We start from the raw sequence: 23957 nt of genomic DNA on the forward strand, positions 1-23957 counted from the left end.
GTCGCAAGCGGTCAACTTAGGGGCTTGACACGGACCATGACAAGGGTTCAGGAACGGCGCAGGGGCGCAGGGCGGCTGCCTCCGCGAGCCAGGAAGTCGGCCAGCGGGAGCGTGGCGGCGCCGACGGTGACCGCGTCCGGGCCGAGCCGTCCCAGCTCGATGGCGGTGCGGTCGGCGGGGTACCGCAGTGCGTACTCCCCTGCGTAGCGGCGCACTTCGGGGAGCAGACGGGGCCCGATGAGCAGTCCGGCCCAGCCGCCGATGAGGATGCGTTCGGGACGGAAGAGGTTGATCAGATCGGCGACGGCCGCGCCCAGATACTCGGCGGTGTCGTCGAGAATGGAGAGCGCCACCGGGTCGGGTTCGGGGCCGTCCGGACCCGGGAATGCCGCGGCCAGCAGGGCGGCCAGCGCGGTCTCGTCGTCCGCATCGGCAGGGAGCGGTCCTCCTGCCTCCTTCCAGCGCTCGCGCAGGGCCTCCGCGCCCGCGTACGCCTCCAGGCAGCCGAGGGAGCCACAGCGGCAGCGCCGCCCCCGGATCCGTACCGTCGTATGTCCCCACTCCAGGGCGCTGCTGCGGGCGTTCTCGTCGGGGGTGGCGGCGTGTACGACGCAGGCGCCGACTCCCGAGCCGATCAGGGCGACGGCGGCCTCGCGGGCGCCGCGGCCGCCACCGAACCACATCTCGGCCTGGCCCAGGGTCTTCGCGCCGTTGTCGATGAACAGCGGTACGCCCAAAGGCAGTTCGACGGATTCGCGGAGCAGCTTCTCGAAGGGGACGGCACTCCAGCCGATCGTCTGGCCGTGCACGATTGCGCCGGCGGTGCCGTCATCGGAGCCCTGCTCGATGATGCCGGGGACTCCGACCCCGACGCCGAGCAGTCGCGCCGGGTCGGCATCCGCCTCCCGCAGGACGTCGGCGACGCCGGTGCGGACATGGGCTACGACGCGCTCCACGTCGTAGCCGTGCTGGGCCAGCAGCCGTTCGGTGCGGGCGAGTTCGGTGAGCGACAGATCGAAGAGCTCGACGCGTACGCGTGTCTCGCCGATGTCGATGCCGATCAGCAGGCCGCTGCCGGGCGCGACGCGCAGCAGGGTGCGCGGCCGGCCGCCGTCGGAGTCGACCACCCCGGCTTCCTCGAGCACCCCTTCGGCGATCAGTTCGGAGACGACATTGCTGATGGAACCTGAACTCAGCCCGGTGGCCGGTCCGAGCTCCTGACGGCTCAGCGGGCCTTCGAAATACAACCGTTGCAGTACCCGAGCACGGTTGCCTCGTCGCAGGTCACGCACTGTCCGTTTGTTGCGCTCCGCCATGGCGCTCCTTCCCTCGACGCAACATACCCCGGTCGGGGACCTTGACGCGACCTTCTCTCACCTCTTAAATCACGATCTAAATTAAGTCATGGAGGCCGTTCGGGAACCGAACGCAGCCATCCCCGGAAAGGGGCCACCTCTCATGCGCACAGTCAGAGCCGCAGCAGCCGTCGCCGTCGTCACCGCGCTCGCCGCCACCACCGGATGTGGAGGAGGCACCGCCACCGACGGGGGTGGCAGCAACGAATCGCCCAAGACGCTCACCTACTGGGCCTCCAACCAGGGCCCCAGCATCGAGGCCGACAAGAAGATCCTCACCCCCGAGCTGAAGAAGTTCGAGGAGCAGACGGGCATCAAGGTCAAACTCGAGGTGATCCCCTGGTCCGATCTGCTCAACCGGATCCTGGCCGCCACCACCTCCGGACAGGGCCCCGACGTCTTCAACATAGGCAACACCTGGTCCGCCTCCCTCCAGGCGAGTGGAGCACTGCTGCCCTGGGACCAGAAGAACTTCGACGCGATCGGCGGCCGGGACCGCTTCGTCTCCTCCGCGGTCGCATCGGCCGGGGCCGAGGGCAAGGACCCCGCGGCCGTCCCGCTGTATTCGCTCGCGTACGCGCTCTACTACAACAAGAAGATGTTCGCCGAGGCGGGCATCGCACAGCCGCCGGCCACCTGGGACCAGCTCGTCACGGACGGCAAGAAGCTCTCCAGGAACGGGAAGTGGGCGCTGGGCGCCGAAGGCGGCAACCTGGCGAACAACATCCATCAGGTCTTCGTACTCGGAAAGCAGCACGGCGCCGACTTCTTCGACTCCTCCGGCAAGCCCACCTTCACCTCCGACGGCGCGGTCGCCGCGGTGAAGCAGTACGTCGACTTCATGGCCAAGGACAAGATCGTCGCGCCGGGCAACGCCGAGTACGCCCAGAACCAGTCGCTCCAGGACTTCGCGCGCGGCAAGACGGCCATGGTGCTGTGGCAGGCCGCCGCATCGACCTTCGCCGCCCAGGGCATGAAGCCCGCGGACTGGGGCGTCGCTGCGGTACCGGTCCCGGCGGGCGCTCCCGGCACCGGCAAGAACACCAACTCCATGGTCGCCGGGATCAATATGGCCGTCTTCAAGAACACCAAGAACATCGACGGCGCCAAGAAGTTCGTCAAGTTCATGACGAGCGACGCGGAGCAGAAGCTCCTCAACAAGACATACGGATCGATCCCGCCGGTCAAGGCCGCGCAGCAGGATCCGGCGTTCGCCGCCCCCGAGTTGAAGGTGCTCCGCGACACGCTCGCCACCAGCGCCGCGCCGCTGCCCCAGGTGCCCGCCGAGTCGCAGTTCGAGACGGCCGTCGGCACCGCCGTCAAGGAGCTGTGGGCCGAAGCCGCCGCCGGACGGCCGGTGACGACCGAGTCCGTCAAGGCGCGTCTGGCCAAGGCCCAGCAGCAGATGCAGCAGTGAGGCCCGCCCGATGACAGCCACCATGACTGAAGGCCGCACGGACCGGGCGGACGGCGGCGAGAACGTGGGCAAGGGGGCCCGCCGCGGCAGACTGCCACGCGTCCCGGCCCGGATCCGCCGCGGCGGCCTGCCCTATCTCCTGCTGCTGCCCGCCGTCGTGCTCGAACTGCTCGTCCATCTGATCCCGATGGTCATGGGCATCGTGATGAGCTTCCGCCGGCTCACCCAGTTCTACATCCGCAACTGGAGCGAGGCCCCGTGGGCGGCGCTCGACAACTACCAGGTCGCCGTGGACTTCGATGCCCCGATCGGCCAGGCGCTGCTCCATTCGTTCCTCGTCACCTGTGCCTTCACCACCCTGGCCGTCGGTCTGTCCTGGCTGTTCGGCGTCGCCGCGGCGATCACGATGCAGGACAGCTTCCGCGGCCGGGGCTTTCTGCGGGCCGTCTTCCTCACTCCGTACGCGCTGCCCGTGTACGCGGCCGTCATCACCTGGGCGTTCATGTTCCAGCGCGACAACGGCATGATCAACCATGTACTGCACGACCAGCTCGGCCTCACCGACCGGCCCTCCTTCTGGCTGATCGGCGACAACAGCTTCATCGCGCTGGTCGTGGTGGCGGTGTGGAAGTCCTGGCCGTTCGCCTTCCTGATTGTGACGGCGGGTCTCCAGAACATCCCGCGTGAGCTGTACGAGGCCGCGGCGATCGACGGCGCGGGCATCTGGCAGCAGATCCGCAAGATCACCCTGCCGTCGCTGCGCCCGGTCAACCAGGTGCTGGTGCTCGTGCTGTTCCTGTGGACGTTCAACGACTTCAACACGCCGTATGTGCTGTTCGGCAGGGCCGCGCCGGAGGCCGCCGACCTGATCTCGATCCATATCTACCAGTCGTCGTTCGTCACCTGGAATTTCGGATCGGGCTCCGCGATGTCCGTACTGCTGCTGCTCTTCCTGCTGTCGGTCACCGCCGTCTATCTGCTGCTCACCTCACGGAGAAGGAGGAGCGCCGATGCCTAGGCCGGCCCTCTCGCCGAGCGCACCGCCGCGGTCCTTCGTCCGGACACGCCGCATCGTCCTGACGTTTCTGACGGCGTTCGCGCTGCTGCCTGTCTATGTGATGCTCAGCAGCTCGCTCAAGCCTTTGCAGGACGTCTCGGGGAAGTTCCGGTGGTTTCCGTCCGGGCTGACGATCCGGCCGTACATCGACATCTGGCACACCGTGCCGCTCGCCCGCTACTTCCTCAACTCGCTGATCGTGGCGGGGGCGGCGACCGTGCTGTCAGTGGTGATCGCGGTGTTCGCCGCCTACGCGGTGAGCCGCTACCGCTTCCGCGGCAAGCGGGTCTTCACGATCACCGTGCTCTCGACGCAGATGTTCCCCGGAATCCTCTTCCTGCTCCCGCTGTTCCTGATCTTCGTCAATATCGGCAACAGCACCGGCATCGCCCTGTACGGCTCGCGCGGCGGACTGATCCTCACCTATCTGACGTTCTCGCTCCCGTTCTCCATCTGGATGCTGATCGGCTACTTCGACTCGATCCCCCGGGATCTGGACGAGGCGGCGATGGTCGACGGCTGCGGAGCGCTCGGCGCGCTCGTACGGGTCGTGGTGCCGGCAGCCGTGCCGGGCATCGTCGCCGTGGCCGTCTACGCGTTCATGACCGCCTGGGGAGAAGTGCTGTTCGCCTCCGTCATGACGAACGACACCACCCGCACACTCTCCGTCGGGCTCCAGGGCTACGCCACCCAGAACGACACCTACTGGAACCAGGTCATGGCCGCATCGCTCGTCGTCAGCGTGCCCGTCGTCGCCGGGTTCCTGCTTCTCCAGCGCTATCTCGTCGCCGGCCTCACCGCGGGCGCCGTCAAGTGAACCGCCCAGTGACCCCCCGCACCCCTGCAGAAAGGCAGTCCGTGAACGACCTCAACGCCCTCCCGGCCGACTTCACTTGGGGCGTCGCCACCGCCGCGTACCAGATCGAGGGAGCCGTGGCCGAGGACGGCCGCACCCCGTCGATCTGGGACACCTACTCCCACACCCCCGGCGCCGTCGCGGGTGGCGACACCGGCGACGTGGCGTGCGACCACTACCACCGCTGGCCCGAGGACATCTCGCTGATGAAGCAACTGGGCGTCGGGGCCTACCGGTTCTCGATCGCCTGGCCGCGCGTCGTGCCCGGCGGCGACGGGCCGGTGAACAGGGCGGGACTCGACTTCTACGACCGGCTCGTGGACGGCCTGCTGGATGCGGGCATCGCACCGTTCGCGACGCTCTACCACTGGGACCTGCCGCAGGTCCTGCAGGACCGGGGTGGCTGGCCCGCGCGGGACACGGCCGAGCACTTCGCCTCGTACGCCTCGGCCGTCACCGAGCGCCTCGGCGACCGGGTCAAGGACTGGGCGACCCTCAACGAGCCACTGTGCTCGGCGTGGATCGGCCATCTGGAGGGCCGGATGGCGCCGGGGCTCACCGATCTGCGGGCCGCGGTACACGCCTCGTACCATCTGCACCTCGGTCACGGTCTGGCCGTGCAGGCGATCCGCGCGTCCTCGTCCGACGCCCGCGTCGGCATCGTCAACAACCTCAGCCCGATCGAGCCGGCGACCGAACGCGAGGAGGACCACGCGGCCGCGGTCCGCGCCGACGGCCACACCAACCGCTGGTGGCTGGACCCGGTCCACGGCCGCGGCTATCCGCAGGACATGCTCGATCTGTACGGCGTCGAACTGCCCGAGCACGCGGGCGACTTGGAGACCATCGCGGCGCCGCTGGACTGGCTGGGGCTGAACTATTACTTCCGCCAGATCGTCACGGCCGACCCGACCGGGTCCGTGCCGTACGCCAAGCAGATCTATCTGCCGGGCGCCCGCCACACGGCCATGGACTGGGAGGTCCACGCGGACGGCCTGGAGCAACTGCTGCTGCGGCTGACCGAGGAGTACGGCGCGCAGCGCATCCTGGTCACCGAGAACGGCTCGGCCTATCCGGACGTCGTACGGGCCGACGGGACGATCGACGACCCGGAACGGGTGCGGTACCTGGAGGAACATCTGGCGGCATGCGGCCGCGCGGCGCGCAGGGGCGCGCCGGTCGCCGGGTACTTCGCGTGGTCGCTGATGGACAACTTCGAGTGGGCTTACGGCTACGACAAGCGGTTCGGCCTGGTGCATGTCGACTACCCGACGCAGCGGCGCACGATCAAGGGGAGCGGATACCGGTACGCGGACATCATTCGGGCGGCGACGCGGAGGGCACGCAGGGCGGCCTGATCGCGCGTTGACGTACTCGTAGCCCCCGGCTCTAGTCCTGATCTGGCGTCTCCGCTCCGGTCTTCAGGTCGTCGATGAGCGCCTCGGCGGCCTCGCGCGCCGGTTCGGTGAACGGCATGGCCTTGCTGTTCCTGGCGTGGGCGCGCAGGGCGTTGGCGCAGAAGAGGAGCTGCGCCAACTTCCCCGATCGCGTTTGCAGGTCGGCACCGAACTCCGCCTGGACCCTGTCTGCGAGATCAGGAGCGCCGAGAGAGAAGCCCCAGAGCGTGGCCGCGTCGAGGCCGCGCGGACCCGCTCCCCAGTCCTCCCAGTCCAGCAGCCAGCAGCGGGGGGCGGTGAGGTTCCCCCAGTGCAGATCCGCGTGAGCCGTGGTCCATTCGTCGATCGTGGTGTCCACGTCGGTGCCGAAGACCTCTGTGATGCGGCGGGTGAAGTGCGCCTGCCGCATGCCCACACGCACTGTCTTGTGGGCGGCGAGCGCGTCCAGGGACTCCTTGAGTGTCTGCCACCAGGAGTGCGGGAGCTCGGGGGCAGAGGTGACGCTGCCGGACATGGACACGATGGCGTCCGGCACGAGGGTCATCTCGTCGGCGCGCCACACGACGTCTCTGCGGGTATCCCACCACCGAAGAGCCTCAAGGAGGTCGGGCTTCGAGACGCCCTGTACAGCGGCCGCCGCTTCAAGGCCGGCCCATGAAGGACTGTCGGCCCTGTCCGGCGGCCTCCATTCCACGCGCAGCCAGGTCTCACGGTCCGTGCGGAATCCGGCAGTGCCGCCGTGATTGCCGTAGACGCCGGCCGGTCGGTCGAGACGGACGTCGAGCCTGCGCTCAATGTGATCGAGAACGTCGTCGTGCAGGTGCGTACGCAGATCGACGAGCGATGCACTCATGCCTCTCTCCTCACTCGACCGTCCTACCGACGCCACAGAAGCCGCGGTCCACTCTGGCACGCAGCAATCCCCGATACTCGGTGATCACGTCCTCGCTTTCTTCCAGGCACGCTGCGGTGAGCACCTCCCGAAGGTGGTCAATACGGCTGGTGCCAACCGCGACGCGTCCGACCCGGGGGAGAAGGAAGGCAGTGCGAAACGCGGCCTGGAGGTTCGAGCATTCCTGGTCGGGAGCAAGGAACGTACGCGCGTTGACGTTGTCCCATACGGCGTCCTGGGTGCTGCCCCCAAAAGGTGCCATCCCCCATCGCCCCTCCACACCGAGGCCGAATCCTGCTGCCAGCGCCTCGCTTGCCACGAGCGTGGACTCGTCGACGAGTAGGCCGGCCCGCACCATGAGGGCCGATGGTGCGGGCGCGCCGTTCACAGCCCCCAGAAGGGCGATCGGATTCCACGAGGCGATACCCCATGCCAGGCACAGTCCGCTCTCCACCGCCTGTTCAAGGGCATCGCAGGCTTCGGTCAGGGCCGCGCTCGCAGCCTGCGGTGGAAGCCCGACGAGGCTGTGTTCAGGGTTGTGGAGAAACACCAGGTCCGGCGACCGACCGAGATCCTGGGCCGTCTCCTCCAGCGCCGTACGGAGTCTGCGGGGAGCGAGGGAGTGCTCTGCCCGGTGTATGCCGGAGAAGAAGCCAACCTTGGTCGAGATGTGGAACTGGGGCAGCAGGTCTCCCGCGACGTCCGCCAGCGTCCGGTGGGCGGTGAAGTTCCGATAGTTGTAGCCGGTGTCGAGCGCTCGGACGCCGAGGATCAGCGCTCCTTCTAGGAGTTGGCGGTCGTAACCAGACCTGTAAAGCCCGAGGACAACTCCGGGGTCAGTTCGGCACACAGTTCCTCCTCGATCAGAATGTCGGCCAGCTGCTCCACATCCACGCCGGTCTCGTCCGCCGCCTGGGCCAGGCCTACCGGGGTGCCGCTCAACAGCAGCCGCAGCGCGGGTAGGGCCTTGGCCGCGAGCGTGAGCTGCTTGCCTGCAGCTGGGCTCGTTGTTCGGCGCCGAGTCGCGGTACATCGGTACGGGGCGCGAGGCCCCCCGTACCTCCCAGCTCTTCTCGCCCGCGACCTGGACGATCACCACGTCGTGGTCGTCCCAGTGCAGGGAGAAGCCGGATGCCTCCTGGGTGGTCAGGTAGGCGTTGACCTGGACCAGCTCACGCGACCACCACTGCAACGCCCGGCAGGTGGCCTCCAGCGTCGGGTCGAAGAAATCCACCTCGTCCAGAACGAGGGTGCACCCGGCCCGCATCAGGTCCCGCAGACGGCGCATGTCCGCCATCCTGATGGCCTGGCCGCGCCGGGTCACCGCGTCGTGGAAGTACCGGTTGGGATGCAGCTCCGAGCCGTCCTGGAAGACTCGGAATTGTGGGGTGTTCAGGCCCCTGCGCATCACGAGGTCGAGCAACTTGTGCGGTGTGAGGAGCCGGCCCAGCAGGGCGCCGTCGTCGATGCTGCCGAGGGCGAATCCGGTGCTGAGCGCACTCGGACCGGCCCAACCGAGCGCCTTCTCTATCTCCCGTACGAATCGGTGGTCCATGGAATCCTCCGTGAGGGCGTGAGGGTACAGAGGGAGGGCCGGGACCCTGGACGAGATGTACAGGGCCCCGGCGTATGCGGTGGCGATCACGCCTCGGGGTGATTCAGCCCGTCGCGGTTGTCACCGTCGTCGCCCGCCGAGGTTCCGGTGGGGTCGGACTCGGCCGCCTGCGCGGCGAACCGGTCCTGGACAGTGACCAGGTTCTTTACCGCGATGAGGAGGTCTCCGTTCGGTTCCATGACGCTCTCCTTCTTCTTTCTCGTTCGTACGGGATCCCGCCCTGCCCCTGTCCGGTGTCGGGCACGGGGGCCGGACGAGGGGCAGGGCGGTCTGACACGGCCCGCCGGTCGATGCGCAGGCGGACCGAACCGCCTTCGGGGAAAGGCGGCGTTCTTGGGCGTCCATGCCGTCAAAGCGCGTTCGGACGGCGGGGCGCAGGCTAGAAGTCGGCGGGCAGATCAGGTGTAGTCGTCGGGGCAGGAAAGTGAGCTGCTTGCTGTCCCACGTGGTCCTGATGGACGACAAGGGCCAGGCCACCGGCAGCGACCAATGAGCCGAAGGCCAGATCGCGGCGAGGATGGTGCCCATGGGGTCTCGGCCGTCGTACGAGGCGGTGGATAGCGCTCCATGCCGCCTCTGATGTGCGCACAGCCGCTGGGAAGTGTTCATGTTGTCTCCGGGAATGGCGCACGGAGAGGAGCGGCGGCGTCTTCGACGGCCGCGCGCAGAGCTTGCACGTCAGTGATCAGTTGGCCGTCGACCGGACAGATGCGCCAGTGCGGACCGGGCCCCTGCACCCGGTGAGGTGGCGGAACGACCACGTGCTGGGTCATGCCGAGCGGTCTCGTGTCAGGTAGGTCCCAGGCGGCGGCCGCGCCCGTCTGCACGAACCAGTACAGCGCGGGCTCGTGCGGGTCCTCGATAACGGCGCCGCTGCGGGTCCCCAGGATCTCCAGCGCCCGTAAGCCGACACTGCGAGGCACACGGACGGCATCCCACCGGTAGCCGGCGGCTTGCAATTCGTAGCCTGCCGCGGTTTGCATGGTGGGTGGACGTGGGATCTCGTGGGGCATGACGCACCGACTCCTCGCCGAGCATTGAGGCTTGGATCTGGAAGGTGCCATCGTGGCGAGGCCGCTGGCCTCATTCGAGGACTTTGATGGGTCATCAAAAGGACTTCTAGAGGGCTTCGTTGGGCCCCGATGGGTGATTTCACGCCGCGATGAGGACGTGGCGTGGGACTCTCAGGCGAGAGTTCTTCCCCGGAGGTGGTTCATGTCCCGTCCCACAGGCAACACTCGACTCAAGGCGGCCCGCGTAGCCGCCGGATACAACTCCCAGCAAGCCCTCGCGGACGCCTTCACCCGGACGGCTCCGCAGCTCGGCATCCGGGGACTGGCCGTCGGCGTCCGGCAAGTCCGGCGCTGGGAATCCGCCGCCCCGCCGTGGCCGCAGCCCGATGTGCGTCGCGTCCTAACCAACCTGCTGGGCCAAAGCATGGAGGAGTTGGGTTTCGCCCCACCCTGGGGCCCCGAAGGCTCTCAAGCAGAGACCACCCGGCGGGGCCCAAGTGTCGCTCCCCTGACCAACCACCGCCTGGCCGCTGTCCCCGCCCAGTCCGTAGCCGTGATCCAACCGACCAGCATCGCCCGGGACTTCGAGGCGGTGACCCGATCCCATCGCCACTTGTACTGGTCCGTGGCACCGGCCACCCTCCACCCAGCGGTGCTGGAGCACGCCCGCCTCGGCTGCGCACTCCTGCCCGAGACCGCCAACCCAGGTCGCCGCACGCTCGCAGCAGCACTCGCAGAGTCCTATCTGCTCGCCGGGCGCATCGAGTTCTTCGATTTGCGTCAGCCTGACCAGGCCAGCGACACCCTCCTGCGCGCCCTGCAGGCCGCAGGCGAAGCGGATGACCCACTACTCGGCTCGGCGATCCTGGCACACACCGCTTTCATCCCCGGCTGGGCCGGAGAACACGAGGCGGCGGTCGAGGGCATGGTGGCCGCCCGGACCTACGCGCGCCGCGGCCCCGCATCCGCCGAGTTCTGGGCCTGGCTGGACGCTGTCGAGGCGGAATGCGAAACCCGTTGCGGCAACACCCGTACTGCGCTCCACCTGATAGACCACGCCGAAGACACCCTCGCCACAGGCTCGGAACACGCCACGCCCGCTTGGATGGATTGGTTCAGCCCCGCCCGGTTGGCCGCCTTCAAAGGCAATACGCAGCTGAAGGCCGGCCACCTCCCGCAGGCGCGCGCGACCCTCGTCCAAGTCCTCGAAGCACTGCCACCCAAGTCCGACAAGCAGCGCACCGTAGTCTTCGGCGACCTGGCCGCTGTGGAGGCTGCAGGCAGCCGCCCGGAGGAGGCATGCGGCTACGCCTTCCAGGCGCTCGACCAGCTCGCCATCACTTGGTACGCGACCGGCATGGACCGCGTACGCGAGGTCCGACGCACGCTCACCCCATGGCAGAACGAGCAGTGCGTCCGCGACCTCGACGACCGGCTCTACGACTGGGGGACGACCGTCAGCGCTCTCCAGCGTTGAACTTGGCGACCTTCTCCGGCAGCTCTGCGAGCGAGTCGATCCGCATCGTTGTGATCGCGTCGGCGTCCGGCTCACACTGCTGAATGGTTCCCCACGGCCCGCGCCGGATCAGGGCCGTGAGAAGGCCCGCCTGGACGGCTGGGCGGATGTCGTTGTCGAGCCGGTCCCCGACGTACAAGATCTCGCCCGGCTCGGCAGGCGTCGCCTTGATGACGTGCTCGAAGAATTTCCGATCCGGCTTCGACGCCCCCCAATCGTCACTGGTGGCGATCATGTCCGCAGGCAGGTCCAGCCCCCGCAGCAGCCCGCCGGCCCGCACAGTCTGATTCCCCGCGATGCCCACCCACAGCCCAGCCTCCCGCAGCCCCGCCAGCGTCGGCCGCACGTCGGAGTACAGGTCCTCCTCACCGAACCACTCCGGCTTGCCTGCCGCGGCGCGCTTCTCACGCTCCTCGGTCAGGTCGAAGCCAGGCTCGAACTCCTGGAAAGTCTCGCGGTAGTCCCGGCCTTGAGCGATGACCGCCCCGAACATGGCTGCGAAGGTGTGTCGAGGCACACCGAGCCAATCCGCCCACGTCCCGTACTCGCGGGTCTCATCCACCAGACACTCACCGACGTCGAACACCACAGCGCGAATCATGCTCGGCAGAGTAGCCCCGGTACGAGATCTTGTGGACAGGACCGACAACGGGCAGCGGTACTTGGTCCAGCACTCGCCCGGCAGCGGCAAGGCCAACTCCATCTCGTGGCTGGCCCACCAACTGGTGGCGGTACGACACAACGGCGCGGTCGCGTTCGACTCGATCATCGTCGTGGCAGACCGGGTGACTCGACACCCGGATCCGGAAGTCGATGAGACAGTTCTCCCAAGTGGGCTCGTTGGTGGCGCCTGCAGCTTCGTCCAGCAGCCTGAGAGAGTCGATCGAAGCCGGGCGCGCTCTGCCTCGACCCGCACCACGCTGCGGGGCGGGCGGGCGCCGGTGCGGTGTTCGAGGAGGCGGGCGTCGGCGGGCCGGGCGCGATGTCGGTGCAGCCGCCTAGTGTCCGCCGCCGCCGGGCTCGAACCCGGCCAGCATCTGCTCCAGCGCCGCCTGGTCCGGCCCCACGAACGGCGCCGCCCCGGCCGCCGAGCCCAGCGTGTCGATCATCGGCCCGGCAATCCCCGGGGCCGGTGGCAGATGCGTGGAGAGGATGAGCTCGGGCTCCCTGTCCCGCAGCGGCTGGAAGCTGCCGAGGAACTTCTGGACGTCCACGTTCTGCACCCACGGACTGTCGACCGTGGCCCACAGCAGCTGCGCGGCCCGCAGATCCTCCACGCCGACCGCACCGACGTCATCGGCTTGTGCCAGTTCGGCGCTGGGCATCGGTCCCCCGAAGCAGTCGGAGCTGAAGCACACCCCCGACCGGTCGTCGAAGAAGCCGACCGTGGCCGGGTTGTCGAAGAGCGGCGGCCGGAACCCCGTGAGGGTACGGTCACCGACATCCAGGGCCTGCCCCGGGTTGAGCAGGTACAGGCGATCGAGCGGCAGCGGCCGCTCACAGGACATGATCCCCACGGCCACGAACGTGGTCACGACACGCGCCTTGGGCGCCGCGGCCAGCAGGTCGAAGATCCCGCCCGTGTGATCCCGGTCCGGGTGCGTGAGCCAGATCCATCGCACATCGGCGGGATCCAGCACGGACCCGACCGTCTCCAGGAAGTTCCGGTCGGGCAGCCCGAGGCCGGTGTCGATGACGACGGGCTGGGAGGCGAGCAGCACGAAGGCGTTCACCGGGATGTGCCCGATCCCCGGGACCTCGAGACTGTCACTCAGGACGCTGATGTCCGGGCGGACCTTGTGAACGGGCATGCCACATCTCCAGGCCCCCCTGGGTCGGGATCGCGCTGGCTGCATATTCATCGTCGGCCTTTCCCAAGGCCGCCGCATCCGGGCACGGCGCCCGGGCACGCACAGTGAAAACGCGTGCGCCGCGGGCCAACGGATTGAGGTTCTATCCGCCCTGGTGCCCGTCGGAGCGGAAGGTGCGGCGGTGGGCCGCAGGGCCGACCCCGCGGCGGGCGCCGAAGTGGTGGCGCAGGGTGTCCGCGCTGCCGAAGCCGGCGCGGGTGGCTACCGCGTCGACCGGCAGGTCGGTGGTCTCCAGCAGTTCCTCGGCAAGCTGCAGCCGTTGGTCGAGCAGCCACCGGTGGGCCGTGGTCCCCGTTACCGCCTTGAATCGCCTGGCGAATGTCCGCGTCGACATTGCCGCCCGCGCGGCCAGACTCTCCGCGGTCATCGGATGGTCGAGGTGCGCCTGCATCCAGTCGATCAGGCCGGACAGTTCATAGTTGGTGCGGACCTCAGGGACGGGCATCTCGATGAACTGCGCCTGCCCGCCGGATCGATGAGCCGGCACGACCATGCGACGGGCCAGGGCGTTGGCTGTCGCGGCGCCGTGCTCGCGGCGCACCACATGGAGGCAGGCGTCGATTCCGGCAGCCGCTCCGGCGCTGGTCAGGATGGGACCGTCTTCGACGTACAGGACCTCACGGTCGACCCGCACCTTTGGATATCGCGCGGCGAGCAGGTCGGTGAACTGCCAGTGGGTTGCGGCTCGTCGGCCGTCGAGCAGGCCCGCCTCGGCGAGCAGGAACGCGCCTGTGCATACGGAGAGAACCTTCGAGCCCCGGGCGACCGCGGTCCGCAGCGCCTCCAGCAGTTGCGGCGGCCCGGCTTGGTCCAGCTGCGGCCAGGCAGGAATGGTGATGAGGTCCGCGGCCGCCAACCGCTCAAGACCGTGGTCGACCTGTAGGGAGAATCCGGACGTGCTCCTGACCGCGCCCGGGGAGGGCGCGCACACGGCGAAGTCGTAGACCGGCAGGTCGTCGCCCGCGCGGTCCAGGCCGAATACCTGACAGACCACGCCCAGCTCGAAGGCTGCGGCCTGCTCTCCGACCACGGCAGCCACGTTGCGGATCACGTCACCATCATGGCAGAAAGTCATGGCAGAAAGTTCCCGGACCATGGCAATCATGCCACTGTCCGCCATGGCCAGGGCTCGCCAGGCTGTACTCATGGCATTCAGCGAACACACCCGCAGCGGGCCGGACAATCTGCTCGCCGCGCCCTTTCCCCTTCCCGGGACGCGGCGCGCCGCAGTCGCCGTCGCTGCGCCGGACCCGGGGCCACAGCAGTGGGCAGGCGCGCCGAGCGCAACCTTCGACGTTGACGGGTCCGTCGTCCTGGCCTACCGGGTGCGTGCCGAGCAGGACTTCAATGTCGTCGCCCGCTCCGTGGACGGCGAGCGGTTCACCACCGTGGGCATCCTGACCGCGGACCGCTTGGGCGCCGCCATGGTCGAGCGCCCGGCCCTGGTGCGTACCGGCTCAGGCGTGTGGCGGCTCTACGTCAGCTGTGCCACACCCGGCACCAAGCACTGGTGGATCGGCGTTGTCGAAGCCGGCGATCCGGAGGGATTGGCCGAGGCGGAGATGCGCCCTGTATTCGAGGGCGACAAGGAAACGGCCGTCAAGGATCCGGTGATCCGCTACGACGGCGAGCACTGGCACGCATGGATCTGCTGCCACCCCCTCGACGAGCCGGGCGAAGAGGACCGCATGACGACGGCGTACGCCACCAGCGACGACGGATTGCGGTGGCAGTGGCACGGCACAGCGCTGACCGGCCGCCCCTGTGAGTGGGATGCACGGGGCGCGCGGCTGACCAGCATCCTGGCCGACGGCCGCGCCAGCTATGACGGGCGGGCCACGGAGCAGGAGAACTGGTTCGAGCGGACCGGACTGGCGGCGCCGGCCGGCGCCGCCGAAGGACCGCTGATCGTGCCGCTGGAGAACTCGCCGGTCGTGGACGTCCGCTACCTCGACATCCTCACGCTGCCCGGCGGCGGCTACCGGATCTACTACGAGGCGCGACTGCCCGACGAAAGCCATGAGCTGCGGACCGAACTGATTCCCCCCACCGCCGCGGGCTGACGAAGCCGACCCCGGTCCGTGGCGATGTCGGGATCAGCCGGTCGCGGCCTCGTCGATGCGCCGCCGGAGGCGACGCATCCCGCGCAGCCACCGATCCGTGTCGGTCGCCCGGAACGCGTAGTGGTCCTGTACTTCCGGGTGCGGAAGGATGAGGAACCGCCCGTCCGCCAGCCCCTCCATGACCTTGTCGGCGACTTGCTCAGGTTCGAGGACCGTGCCGCCGAGCACCGCCTTGGCGGCACCGTCGGTCTTCTCGTACATCTCGGTGCGAACGCCCAGCGGGCACACGACCTGGACCGTCAGGCCCTTCTCGCCGTACGTGGCCGAGAGCCACTCGGCAAAGGCCAGCGCGCCGTGCTTGGACACCGAGTACGGCGCCGATTCGAGGTGGGTGAGCAGGCCGGCGGCGGAGACCGTGGCCAGGAAGTGACCGCGCCCGCGTTCCAGCCAGGGCCCGATCAGCTGGCGCGCCACCCGCACGTGTCCCATGACGTTCACCTGCCAGGCCTGGTCCCACACGTCCTCCGGGGCGTGCTCCCCGCCGCCGGGCTCGATGCCCGCGTTCGCGCAGAACAGGTCGATGTCGCCGAGGTGGGCGCGCGCCGCCGCCACCAGGGCGGCAACGCTCTCCTCGGCGCCGGCGTCGCCCGGTACGGCGAGCCCGCCGACCTCGGCGGCGACCCGGGCGGCCGCCGCGCTGTCCAGATCGTTGACCACGAGCCGGGCGCCCTCGGCGGCGAACCGGCGGGCGAGCGCCGCGCCGATTCCCGACCCGGCCCCCGTGACGACCACACCAGCGTCTTTGAGGTCCATGGCTGCCGGCTGCCTCACTCGTCCGCGACCTTGAGCACGAGCTTGCCGAAGTTCTCACCGCGGAACAGCCGCAGCAGGGTCTCGGGGAACGCCGCGACTCCGCCGGACACCACGTCCTCCTTCGACAGCAGCCGTCCCGCGGCCAGCCACTCGGCGAGCTGCGCGACGCCCTCGCCGTAACGGTCCGCATAGTCGAAGACGACCATGCCCGTCATGGAGGCGCGGTTGACCAGCAGCGACATGTAGTTGCTCGGTCCCTTGACCGGCTCGGTGTTGTTGTACTGGGAGATCGCGCCGCAGATGACGATCCGGGCGCCGCGCGCCAGCCTGGTCAGCACCGCGTCCAGGATGTCACCGCCGACGTTGTCGAAGTAGACGTCCACGCCGTCGGGGGCATGCGTGCGCAGCGCCTTCCGTACGTCCTCGGTCTGGTAGTCGATCGCGGCGTCGAACCCGAACTCCTCAACCACCGAACGGCACTTGCGCTCTCCGCCGGCGATGCCGATGACGCGGCAGCCCAGGATCTTGGCGACCTGGCCGACCACGTTGCCGACCGCTCCGGCCGCTCCGGAGATCACGACGGTCTGCCCCGGCTTCGGGCGTCCGATGTCGAGCAGACCGAAGTAGGCCGTCATGCCGGACATGCCGAGAGTGCCGAGATACACGGGCAGCGGCGCCAGCGCCGGGTCGACCTTCGTGACACCGCGCCCGTCGGACACGCAGTACTCCTGGACACCGAACGAGCCCGACACGTGGTCCCCGATCGCGAAATCGGGGTGCCGGGAGGCGATGACCCGGCCCACCGCGCCGGCCCGCATCACCTCGCCGATCTCGACCGGCCGGATGTACGACTTGCCCGCGTTCATCCAGCCGCGCATCGCCGGGTCGATCGACAGGTAGAGCACCTGCACCTGCAGCTCGCCGTCGCCCGGCTCGCCGACCGCCTCCTCGACATGCTCCCAGTCGGTGGGGCGGGGCTGCCCCACGGGGCGTGCGGCCAGGCGCAGTTGATGGTTGGTGCGGCTCATCTCCGCGGCTCCTCGGCTGTGGTGGGCGAATCCGGCACGCGGGGCGAGGTCGCTGCCGGGTGCCAGGGCGGCTACGACGTACCAACTGGTCGGTACGCGCCTCGTGAGGCTAAGTGCTGCCATGCCAGGAGGCAAGTGGCCCCGGCAGCGGCGCGAGTGGTTCACATCACATCACCGGCGGACAGCCCGGCGCCGACGTCGCGGGACGCGGCCACCACCCGGCGTCACGAACCACCGTCGGTCCGCGCCGTCACGAACCGTCTCGAGCCGCCGTCACAAACCGCCGTCGGTCCGGGCAGGTGCACTCCACACGTCGAGCACTGGGCCGCTGCCCGAGTGGGAACCGACAGCGCCGATCCGCGTCCAACCCCAGCTCTGGAACGCGCTGCGCGCAGGGACGTTCGCCGGCTCGACGAGCACGGTCACCAGAGCCGTGTCGGAGCGCTCGAGGAGCCGGCGCACGAGCGCGGTGGCGACACCGCAGCGCCGTTGCGCCGGAACGACCATCAGCTCGGCGAGGACCCAGCCCTGCCCCGAGGCGGTGAGTTCCTCGAGCTCACGCGGCAGCTCTCCCCGGAACCCCTGCCACCAGCCACCCTCCCGGTCGAGCCGGAACCCGTAGGCGCACCCGGCAAGCCGCGACGCGCCGGTCACCACCATGTCGAAGCCGGGGGCCTGCACGTCCTCGGCGAAGCGCCGCAGGAATATCTGCCGGTCGTGGAACTCCTCCCCGGAGAAGCCGTGGTAGGCCTCCACGTACACATCCGCCACGCCCTCCCGCTGCTGCTCGGCCTGCCACCGGGTGAGACGCCGCACAAACACCTCAAGCATGCATTCCTCCCCTGCCGGCCCCGGCTTCGGCATCCCCGGCGCCGGGCGGCCGCCGTCCGGCCTCCATCGTGAGCGGCGCGACCCCCGCAGGGGAACCACCACGATCGTCTCGATATGGCCGATTCGGTGTACTTGCCGCCGGCCTCGCGGGAGGTAACAGCTCGGAGACCGGCCTCGGCCGGCCGGGCAACGGTCGCCCCGCCGGAGAGATCCGGCGGGGCGAGCGGTCACGCGTGGGCCGGTGCCGTCGGCTCGGTCCCCGTCTGGGTGACGACCGATGCCGCCACCTGTGCCGCGAACTCCAGCATGCTCGCCGCACGGTCCGGGCTCAGCCCGCGATCCCAGCCGCCCGACGTGCCCAGCCAGGTGAGGGCGCCCGCCATGAAGGCGTCCCCGGCGCCGATGGTGTTGACCACCTGGACCGGGACGGCCGGTACGGAGACGGGCGGGCCGGCCGGGGTGTACGCCACGGCGCCCCCGGCACCCCGCGTCATCACCACCAGGCGGCCTCCCGCGGCCAGTCGGCGGCAGGTCTCGTCCGGGTCCGTGTCCGGCCACAGCCGCAGCAGGTCCTCGTCGCTCGCCTTGACGACATGCGCCAGTTCGCACAGTTCACGCAGCAGACCGAGGCTGCGGCCGCCCTCGATCGTACGGTCCTGCCGCACATTGGGGTCCACCACCAGGAGGGAGTGCCGGGCTGCGGCCTGCGCGGTCAGCGCGACGGCCTGCGCCGCCGGTTCGACGACCGCGGCAAGGCCTCCGACGTAGACCGCGTCGTAGCGTCCGGCCTCCGCGGTCCGCTCCGGCAGTCGGAACGTCGCCGTGTCCTGGAGGTGGAAGTGGTAGCCGGTCCCCTTCTCCCCCGGGTCGGCGACCGCCACCGCCGTGGGGAGCTCGGAGCGGGCGCAGAGGGTGAGGTCCACGCCCGCGTCTCCCAGCCGCCGCTCGATGGCCCGCGCGAAGCCGTCGCCGCCGAGGGCTCCGGCGAAGGCGACGGGCATGCCGAGGCGAGCCAGGCCTACCGCGACGTTGGCAGGGGCGCCGCCGGGCTGGACGCGCAGGATCTCCGGTTCGCCCGGCACGGGGACGAGATCGATGAGCGCCTCGCCCAGGACCAGGACTCCGGCCGGCCCGCCGCTCACGGCTCCACCACGATCTTGCGGCCCTGCCCCGCCTTGAACCGGTCGATGGCCTGCGGGTACTGCTCCAGCGGCAGCCGGTCGCTGATGAAGACGGACGGATCGAGCACTCCGCTCGCGAAGAGCGCGGCGGCCCGCTCATAGCTGTGCAGCACGGCCATGGAGCCGGTGATGGTGATCTCCTGGTTGTAGATCCGGTACGGCTCGATGACCGCGGTCGTCGCGTAGTCGGCGACCCCGAACTGAAGGAAGGTGCCTCCCTTGGCGACCCGGCCGAGACCGTCCTGGATTGCGGCGGCGTTGCCGGTCGCATCGATGACGAAATCCCAGCCGCCCGGCTGGTCCAGCTCCTGAGCGGTGGCTGCCGAGCGGGAGCAGCCGAGCAGAGAGGCCGTGGCGAGGCGGTCGGGATTGACGTCGAGTACGTCCACGCCCGCGGCGCCGGTGCGCTTGGCGAGCTCCAGCATCATCAGGCCCATGGTCCCCGAGCCGTAGATCAGCACACTGGCGCCGAGGGTGCTGCTGTTCAGCACGTCGTATCCGCGGACCGCGCACGACAGCGGTTCGATCAGGGCCGCGTCCTTGACGTCGATGTGGTCGGGCAGCCGTACGCAATTGGCGACGGGCGCGACGGCGAACTCGGCGGCGCCGCCGGGCACGGTGACGCCGATGGCGGCCCACCGGTCGCACAGGTTGCCACGTCCTGCCCGGCAGTAGCGGCATTCGTGGCAGTGCAGGGACGGGTCGACGGCGACCTTGTCGCCGACGGTCAGTTCGGTGACGTCGCTCCCGACGCCCACGACTTCGCCGGCGAACTCATGGCCGGGCAGGATCGGCAGCGTGGGTGCGAACTCGCCCTGCAGAATGTGCAGATCGGTGCCGCACAGACCGCACGAGGCCACGGAGACGACGACATCGCGGGGCCCCGGGGTGGGGTCGTCAACCGTCGTGACCAGGACCTTGCCGGGGGCTTCGACGATCGCTGCCCTCATTTAACAGCTCCAAGAGAGAGGCCCTGGACGAGCTTGTCCTGGGCGGCGTATCCGGCGGCGAGCACCGGCAGGGACACAACGACGGACGCCGCACACAGTTGGGCGAGGAACAGGCCCTGGCTGGTGACGAATCCGGTCAGATAGACGGGTGCGGTCTGGGCGACCACGCCGGTGAGCACGCGGGCGAAGAGCAGCTCGTTCCAGCTGAAGATGAAGCAGATCAGGGCGGTGGCCGCGATCCCGGGGGCGGCCACCGGCGCGACCACCCGGGCCAGGACCGTGGGCAGCCGGGCGCCGTCGACCTGCGCGGCTTCAATGATCGAGACCGGTACGTCCGCGAGGAAGGACTGCATCATCCACACCGCGATCGGCAGATTCATCGAGGTGTAGAGGATGACGAGAAGCCAGATGTTGTCCAGCATTCCGGCGTTCTTCGCGAAGAGGTAGACGGGCAGGAGCCCAGCGACGACCGGAAGCATTTTGGTGGACAGGAAGAAGAACATCACGTCCGTCCACTTGCGTACGCGCCGGATGGAGAGCGCGTACGCCGCCGGGAGGGCGAGGACGAGCACCAGCAGCGTGGAGAACGCCGAGGCGGTCAGGGAGTTGATCAGCGACGGCCAGGGGCTCGGCCCGCCGCCCGCGCCGAAGAACTCCCGGTAGCCGGCCAGGGTCAGCGGTGCGCCGAGCATGGGTGGATTGGTCGCCGCGTCCGCCTCGGAGTGCAGTGACGTCAGCAGCATCCATGCGGCGGGCAGACAGAACCCGATGCCCGCCACCCACGCGAGCAGGCCCAGCGCTGCCGAGCGGCGCCTGGCCCGGCGCGCGGCGGGTGGCAGCGGTTCCGGCGGCAGTTTCGAAGCAGCCGGGGCAGCTGTGGTCGCGGTCATGCGCGGTTCGCCTCCTCACGGAAGAGGGACGAGACCACCCGGAGCGCGAATGTCGCGATGATCATCGTGCCGATCACGACGACGACTCCCGCGGCGGACGCCAGTCCGTACTCGTGGGCTTGGTAGAAGGTCTGGTAGATCGTGTACGGGAGGTTGGCGGTGCCGAGCCCACCGGAGGTGATCGTGAACACGGCATCGAAGTTCTGCACGATGTACACGGAGCCGAGCAGTACGCCCAGTTCGAGATAGCGGCGCAGATGCGGCAGCGTGAGATAGCGGAAGGACTGCCAGGCGCCGGCTCCGTCGAGGCGCGCGGCCTCCATCATGTCGGCGGGCCTGCTCTGCAGCCCCGCGAGCAGGATCAGCATCATGAACGGCGTCCACTGCCAGACGAGCGCGGCTTCGACGGCGATGAGCGGCATGCCGGATATCCAGTCCGGCTGGGCGGGGGTGTCGTCGCCGAAGAGTCCGGCGACCCAGGTCCAGGCCCCGTTGAGCAGCCCGTACTCCGGGTTGTAGAGCGCGTGCTTCCACAGCAGCGCCGCGGAGACCGGGACGATCAGGAAGGGCGTGATCAGCAGGGTGCGCACCATGCCGCGGCCGAAGAAGGTGCGGTCGAGGAGCAGGGCGAGCAGCAGCCCGAGCACCACGGTGGCGACGACGACGCTCGCGGTGAGCAGGACGGTGGTGAAGACCGAGTCGCGCAGCTCCGGGTCGGTGACCACGGAGGTGTAGTTGGACAGTCCGGCGAAGCTGCGCGCGTCGGGGTTGAGGGAGTTCCAGTCGAAGAGCGAGATCACCAGCGTTACCACGAACGGCAGTTGGGTGACCGCGATCAGGAAGACGAGGGCCGGCAGGAGCGGAGCCCGGGTGGCCCAGGCCCGTACGCCCCCCTTCCGCTGCTTCGACTGCCGCGCCTGCTTCGACCCGACCTGAGGGTTCAGCGGCTGTGTGGTGACGGAGGCACTCACTGCTGCTCCTTGCCGACCTTCTCGGCCAGCTTCTGGGAGGCCGCGAGGGCCTGGTCGACGGACTGGCGGCCGGCGATGGCCGCGCTGATCTCCTGCGAGACCTTGGTGCCGAGATCGGTGAACTCGGGGATGCCGACGAACTGGATCCCGGCCGCGGGGCGCGGCTGGGTGCCGGGGTTCTGCGGGTTGGCGCCGGCGATGGCCTTCTCGGTGATGTCCGCGAAGGCAGCAGCGGCCTTGCGGTACTCCGGGTTGGTATAGGTCGAGGCCCGCTTGCCCGCGGGCACATTGGCCCAGCCGCTCTTCTGGCCGACCAGTGCCTCGTACTTCTTGCTGGACGCCCAGGAGATGAACTTCCACGCGCTGTCGGACTTCTTGGACGCCTTCTGCATGCCCCAGGCCCAGGTGTAGAGCCAGCCGGAGCTCTTGGTCTTCTCCACCGGCGCCGGTACGTAACCGATCTTGCCCTTCACCGGGGACCCGGCGGCCTCCAGGGAGCCGGCTCCGGCCGTGGCGTCGTACCACATCGCGGTCTTGCCCTGGGTCATGTTGTTGAGGCACTCGGCGTACCCGGACTGGGCCGCTCCCGCCTCACCGTGCCCCCGCACCAGGTCGACATAGAACTGGGTGGCCTTCTTGAACTCCGGGGACGTGAGCTGCGCCTGCCAGTCCTGGGTGAACCAGGTGCCGCCCATGGTGTTGACGACGGTGGTGAGCGGGGCGATGACCTCGCCCCAGCCGGGGAGTCCGCGCAGACAGATGCCTTTCATCCCGCTCTCCGCGCCGTCCGCCTTGGCCGCGAGATCGGCCACCTGCTGCCAGGTGGGCTGCGCGGGCATCGTCAGCCCCTTCTTGGCGAAGACGTCCTTGCGGTACATGAGGAAGGACGACTCGCCGTAGAACGGCTCGGCGTAGAGCTTTCCGTCCTTCGCGGTGAGCGATTCCTGCAGCGGCTTGAGGATGTCCTTCTGGTCGAAGGCGGAGTCCTTCTTCGCATACTCGTCGAGCTCGTGCAGCCAGCCGTTCTTGGCGTAGAAGGGCACCTCGAAGTTGCTGATGGTGGCCACGTCGTACTGGCCTGCCTGGTTGGAGAAGTCCTGACTGATCTTGTCGCGGACGTCGTTCTCCGGGAGCACGGTGAAGTTGACCTTGATGCCGGTCTCCTTGGTGAAGTTGTCCGCGGTCAGCTTCTGCAACTCGACCATCTGCGGGTTGTTCACCATGAGTACGTTCACCGACTCCGCCTCGGAGGAGGAGGCGCCCGCTCCGCTGCACCCCGCGAGCAGGGCCATGGCGGCCGTGCCCGCCCCCGCACTCAGGCGGATTCCACGTCGTCGTCGCTGAAGGGCCATGATCTTCTCCTGATCGGTCGTAACGGCTCGGTAATCGGTGGTTCAAGACATGACGGCTCTGCCCCCGGCCGGGCGGCCGGGGATCAAAGAACTTATGGGGTAAGGCAGTTGTGCGGCGCCGGCGAGCTCAGACGCGGATGACCTGCGGGCCGAGGAGGGAGTAGCGATGCGCCTCCGCCGATGGCAGGCCCGCGTCCGTGACGATGGCCTCGAAGTCGCCCACGTCGGCGAAACGGCAGAAGCTCACCGCGCCGAACTTGGTATGGATTCCGGCGAAGATCCGGCGGCGTGCACTGCGCATGGCCTGTGCCTTGACCTCACTGACCGCCGGGTCGGGTGTGGTCAGGCCGTGTTCACGTGAGATGCCGTTCGCGCCGACGTACGCCAGATCGATGACGAAGTCGGAGAGCATCCGGGTGGCCCAGTGGTCGACCGTGGCCATGGTCCCGCCGCGGACGCGTCCACCGAGCAGCAGTACGGCGGTCTTCTCGGCGTCCGCGAGAACGGTCGCCACCGCGAGAGAGGCGGTGACCACGGTCAGCGGCCGGTCCCTCGGCAGCGCTTCGGCGACGAGCTGCGGGGTGAAGCCCTCGTCGACGAAGACGGTCTCCGCGTCGCCGAGCAGATCGGCGGCGGCCGTAGCGATCCGTGATTTCTGCGGCACATGACGGGTGGTCCGTACCGCGAGCGTGGTCTCGAATCCGGCGGACTCGACTGGATAGGCCCCGCCGTGCGTACGCCGCACCAGGCCGTGCTCCTCCAGGGTGTGCAGATCCCGCCTGATGGTTTCCTTTGCCACCCGGAACTCGTCGGCCAGCCGGTTGACGTCGACCGACCCGTCCCGCCGGGCCGTCTCGAGAATTCCCCGTCGGCGTTCCTCGGTGTCCAC

23 protein-coding genes and 1 pseudogene are annotated in these 23957 nt (G+C 69.0%); 6 read left to right on the top strand and 18 right to left on the bottom strand.

Translation table 11 applies throughout. The features are described 5' to 3' along the window. Positions 1–47: 47 nt before the first annotated feature. Positions 48–1316 carry an ROK family protein gene (locus tag OG729_RS04800; RefSeq protein ID WP_405804502.1) on the bottom strand — a complete coding sequence of 423 codons (1269 nt, stop codon included), beginning with the start codon at positions 1314–1316 and terminating at the stop codon, positions 48–50. Between the two features lie 142 nt (positions 1317–1458). On the opposite strand from OG729_RS04800, the gene OG729_RS04805 reads away from it, so the two are divergent. Genes OG729_RS04805 through OG729_RS04820 form a run of 4 tightly spaced genes read left to right on the top strand, consistent with a single transcriptional unit; the run spans position 1459 to position 6043 of the window. Beyond that, positions 1459–2772 carry an ABC transporter substrate-binding protein gene (locus tag OG729_RS04805; protein ID WP_405804504.1) on the top strand — a complete coding sequence of 438 codons (1314 nt, stop codon included), beginning with the start codon at positions 1459–1461 and terminating at the stop codon, positions 2770–2772. Positions 2773–2782: 10 nt separating this feature from the next. Further along, positions 2783–3790 carry a carbohydrate ABC transporter permease gene (locus OG729_RS04810; protein WP_405804506.1) on the top strand — a complete coding sequence of 336 codons (1008 nt, stop codon included), beginning with the start codon at positions 2783–2785 and terminating at the stop codon, positions 3788–3790. Next, positions 3783–4646 carry a carbohydrate ABC transporter permease gene (locus OG729_RS04815; RefSeq protein WP_360865759.1) on the top strand — a complete coding sequence of 288 codons (864 nt, stop codon included), beginning with the start codon at positions 3783–3785 and terminating at the stop codon, positions 4644–4646. The genes OG729_RS04810 and OG729_RS04815 overlap by 8 nt, the downstream gene beginning before the upstream one ends. 41 nt (positions 4647–4687) lie before the next feature. Continuing rightward, positions 4688–6043 carry a GH1 family beta-glucosidase gene (locus tag OG729_RS04820; RefSeq protein ID WP_405804508.1) on the top strand — a complete coding sequence of 452 codons (1356 nt, stop codon included), beginning with the start codon at positions 4688–4690 and terminating at the stop codon, positions 6041–6043. Between the two features lie 31 nt (positions 6044–6074). Here OG729_RS04820 and OG729_RS04825 read toward each other — a convergent pair whose 3' ends face one another. From OG729_RS04825 to OG729_RS04845, 5 genes and pseudogenes are all read right to left on the bottom strand, one after another. Continuing rightward, positions 6075–6935 carry an aminoglycoside phosphotransferase gene (locus OG729_RS04825; protein WP_405804510.1) on the bottom strand — a complete coding sequence of 287 codons (861 nt, stop codon included), beginning with the start codon at positions 6933–6935 and terminating at the stop codon, positions 6075–6077. Between the two features lie 10 nt (positions 6936–6945). Further along, positions 6946–7824, bottom strand: a complete 879-nt coding sequence (locus OG729_RS04830; RefSeq protein WP_405804512.1) for an aldo/keto reductase — start codon at positions 7822–7824, stop codon at positions 6946–6948. After that, positions 7758–8529: pseudogene (locus OG729_RS04835) on the bottom strand (JmjC domain-containing protein). The gene OG729_RS04830 and the pseudogene OG729_RS04835 overlap by 67 nt, the downstream one beginning before the upstream one ends. A gap of 86 nt (positions 8530–8615) precedes the next feature. Continuing rightward, positions 8616–8768, bottom strand: a complete 153-nt coding sequence (locus OG729_RS04840; RefSeq protein WP_405804514.1) for a hypothetical protein — start codon at positions 8766–8768, stop codon at positions 8616–8618. A 426-nt stretch (positions 8769–9194) separates the two neighbouring features. Further along, positions 9195–9602, bottom strand: a complete 408-nt coding sequence (locus OG729_RS04845) for a hypothetical protein (RefSeq protein WP_405804516.1) — start codon at positions 9600–9602, stop codon at positions 9195–9197. A gap of 202 nt (positions 9603–9804) precedes the next feature. On the opposite strand from OG729_RS04845, the gene OG729_RS04850 reads away from it, so the two are divergent. Further along, a complete protein-coding gene (locus OG729_RS04850) occupies positions 9805–11079 on the top strand; it encodes a transcriptional regulator (RefSeq protein WP_405804518.1) in 1275 nt (424 codons plus the stop codon). On the opposite strand, the gene OG729_RS04855 is transcribed toward OG729_RS04850, so the two are convergent. The 3 genes from OG729_RS04855 to OG729_RS04865 all read right to left on the bottom strand — a co-directional run bounded on the left by OG729_RS04855 (position 11060) and on the right by OG729_RS04865 (position 14040). Beyond that, on the bottom strand, positions 11060–11719 hold the full coding sequence (locus OG729_RS04855; RefSeq protein ID WP_405811045.1) for an HAD family hydrolase: 660 nt from the start codon (positions 11717–11719) through the stop codon (positions 11060–11062). The genes OG729_RS04850 and OG729_RS04855 overlap by 20 nt on opposite strands. A gap of 397 nt (positions 11720–12116) precedes the next feature. Continuing rightward, on the bottom strand, positions 12117–12929 hold the full coding sequence (locus OG729_RS04860) for an MBL fold metallo-hydrolase (protein ID WP_405804520.1): 813 nt from the start codon (positions 12927–12929) through the stop codon (positions 12117–12119). A 142-nt stretch (positions 12930–13071) separates the two neighbouring features. Next, positions 13072–14040 (bottom strand): helix-turn-helix domain-containing protein, encoded by a 969-nt coding sequence (locus OG729_RS04865; RefSeq protein ID WP_405804522.1) that lies wholly within the window; start codon positions 14038–14040, stop codon positions 13072–13074. Between the two features lie 94 nt (positions 14041–14134). Here OG729_RS04865 and OG729_RS04870 point away from each other — a divergent pair, with 94 nt between their 5' ends. Next, positions 14135–15052 (top strand): hypothetical protein, encoded by a 918-nt coding sequence (locus OG729_RS04870; protein ID WP_405804524.1) that lies wholly within the window; start codon positions 14135–14137, stop codon positions 15050–15052. A 33-nt stretch (positions 15053–15085) separates the two neighbouring features. On the opposite strand, the gene OG729_RS04875 is transcribed toward OG729_RS04870, so the two are convergent. From OG729_RS04875 to OG729_RS04915, 9 genes are all read right to left on the bottom strand, one after another. Further along, a complete protein-coding gene (locus OG729_RS04875) occupies positions 15086–15865 on the bottom strand; it encodes an SDR family NAD(P)-dependent oxidoreductase (RefSeq protein ID WP_405804526.1) in 780 nt (259 codons plus the stop codon). A gap of 14 nt (positions 15866–15879) precedes the next feature. Further along, entirely contained in the window at positions 15880–16893 is a 1014-nt protein-coding gene (locus OG729_RS04880) for an NADP-dependent oxidoreductase (RefSeq protein WP_405811047.1), read from the bottom strand. A 273-nt stretch (positions 16894–17166) separates the two neighbouring features. Next, positions 17167–17724 (bottom strand): GNAT family N-acetyltransferase, encoded by a 558-nt coding sequence (locus OG729_RS04885; protein ID WP_405804528.1) that lies wholly within the window; start codon positions 17722–17724, stop codon positions 17167–17169. 227 nt (positions 17725–17951) lie between these two features. Next, entirely contained in the window at positions 17952–18866 is a 915-nt protein-coding gene (locus OG729_RS04890; RefSeq protein WP_405804530.1) for a PfkB family carbohydrate kinase, read from the bottom strand. After that, positions 18863–19855, bottom strand: coding sequence for a zinc-dependent alcohol dehydrogenase family protein (locus OG729_RS04895; protein WP_405804531.1), 993 nt, complete (start codon positions 19853–19855; stop codon positions 18863–18865). The genes OG729_RS04890 and OG729_RS04895 overlap by 4 nt, the downstream gene beginning before the upstream one ends. Further along, the gene (locus OG729_RS04900) at positions 19852–20745 is read right to left on the bottom strand and encodes a carbohydrate ABC transporter permease (RefSeq protein ID WP_360865788.1); all 894 of its coding nucleotides are present in this window, start codon (positions 20743–20745) and stop codon (positions 19852–19854) included. The genes OG729_RS04895 and OG729_RS04900 overlap by 4 nt, the downstream gene beginning before the upstream one ends. Then, complete coding sequence (locus OG729_RS04905; protein WP_360866233.1) at positions 20742–21689, bottom strand: sugar ABC transporter permease; 948 nt, start codon at positions 21687–21689, stop codon at positions 20742–20744. Before OG729_RS04905 ends, OG729_RS04900 begins: the two co-directional genes overlap by 4 nt. Positions 21690–21712: 23 nt before the next feature. Beyond that, positions 21713–23068 (bottom strand): ABC transporter substrate-binding protein, encoded by a 1356-nt coding sequence (locus OG729_RS04910; RefSeq protein ID WP_405804533.1) that lies wholly within the window; start codon positions 23066–23068, stop codon positions 21713–21715. Positions 23069–23195: 127 nt separating this feature from the next. Next, positions 23196–23957 carry a DeoR/GlpR family DNA-binding transcription regulator gene (locus OG729_RS04915; protein WP_405804535.1) on the bottom strand — a complete coding sequence of 254 codons (762 nt, stop codon included), beginning with the start codon at positions 23955–23957 and terminating at the stop codon, positions 23196–23198.

This window comes from Streptomyces sp. NBC_00210 (assembly GCF_045160975.1).
Taxonomy (GTDB): Bacteria; Actinomycetota; Actinomycetes; order Streptomycetales; family Streptomycetaceae; genus Streptomyces.

Coding starts and splice junctions, on each gene's coding strand:
- OG729_RS04800 (WP_405804502.1), bottom strand. CDS start 1,316: ATGGCGGAGCGCAACAAACGGACAGTGCGTGACCTGCGACGAGGCAAC.
- OG729_RS04805 (WP_405804504.1), top strand. CDS start 1,459: ATGCGCACAGTCAGAGCCGCAGCAGCCGTCGCCGTCGTCACCGCGCTC.
- OG729_RS04810 (WP_405804506.1), top strand. CDS start 2,783: ATGACAGCCACCATGACTGAAGGCCGCACGGACCGGGCGGACGGCGGC.
- OG729_RS04815 (WP_360865759.1), top strand. CDS start 3,783: ATGCCTAGGCCGGCCCTCTCGCCGAGCGCACCGCCGCGGTCCTTCGTC.
- OG729_RS04825 (WP_405804510.1), bottom strand. CDS start 6,935: ATGAGTGCATCGCTCGTCGATCTGCGTACGCACCTGCACGACGACGTT.
- OG729_RS04840 (WP_405804514.1), bottom strand. CDS start 8,768: ATGGAACCGAACGGAGACCTCCTCATCGCGGTAAAGAACCTGGTCACT.
- OG729_RS04845 (WP_405804516.1), bottom strand. CDS start 9,602: ATGCCCCACGAGATCCCACGTCCACCCACCATGCAAACCGCGGCAGGC.
- OG729_RS04850 (WP_405804518.1), top strand. CDS start 9,805: ATGTCCCGTCCCACAGGCAACACTCGACTCAAGGCGGCCCGCGTAGCC.
- OG729_RS04855 (WP_405811045.1), bottom strand. CDS start 11,719: ATGATTCGCGCTGTGGTGTTCGACGTCGGTGAGTGTCTGGTGGATGAG.
- OG729_RS04860 (WP_405804520.1), bottom strand. CDS start 12,929: ATGCCCGTTCACAAGGTCCGCCCGGACATCAGCGTCCTGAGTGACAGT.
- OG729_RS04870 (WP_405804524.1), top strand. CDS start 14,135: ATGGCATTCAGCGAACACACCCGCAGCGGGCCGGACAATCTGCTCGCC.
- OG729_RS04875 (WP_405804526.1), bottom strand. CDS start 15,865: ATGGACCTCAAAGACGCTGGTGTGGTCGTCACGGGGGCCGGGTCGGGA.
- OG729_RS04880 (WP_405811047.1), bottom strand. CDS start 16,893: ATGAGCCGCACCAACCATCAACTGCGCCTGGCCGCACGCCCCGTGGGG.
- OG729_RS04885 (WP_405804528.1), bottom strand. CDS start 17,724: ATGCTTGAGGTGTTTGTGCGGCGTCTCACCCGGTGGCAGGCCGAGCAG.
- OG729_RS04895 (WP_405804531.1), bottom strand. CDS start 19,855: ATGAGGGCAGCGATCGTCGAAGCCCCCGGCAAGGTCCTGGTCACGACG.
- OG729_RS04900 (WP_360865788.1), bottom strand. CDS start 20,745: ATGACCGCGACCACAGCTGCCCCGGCTGCTTCGAAACTGCCGCCGGAA.
- OG729_RS04910 (WP_405804533.1), bottom strand. CDS start 23,068: ATGGCCCTTCAGCGACGACGACGTGGAATCCGCCTGAGTGCGGGGGCG.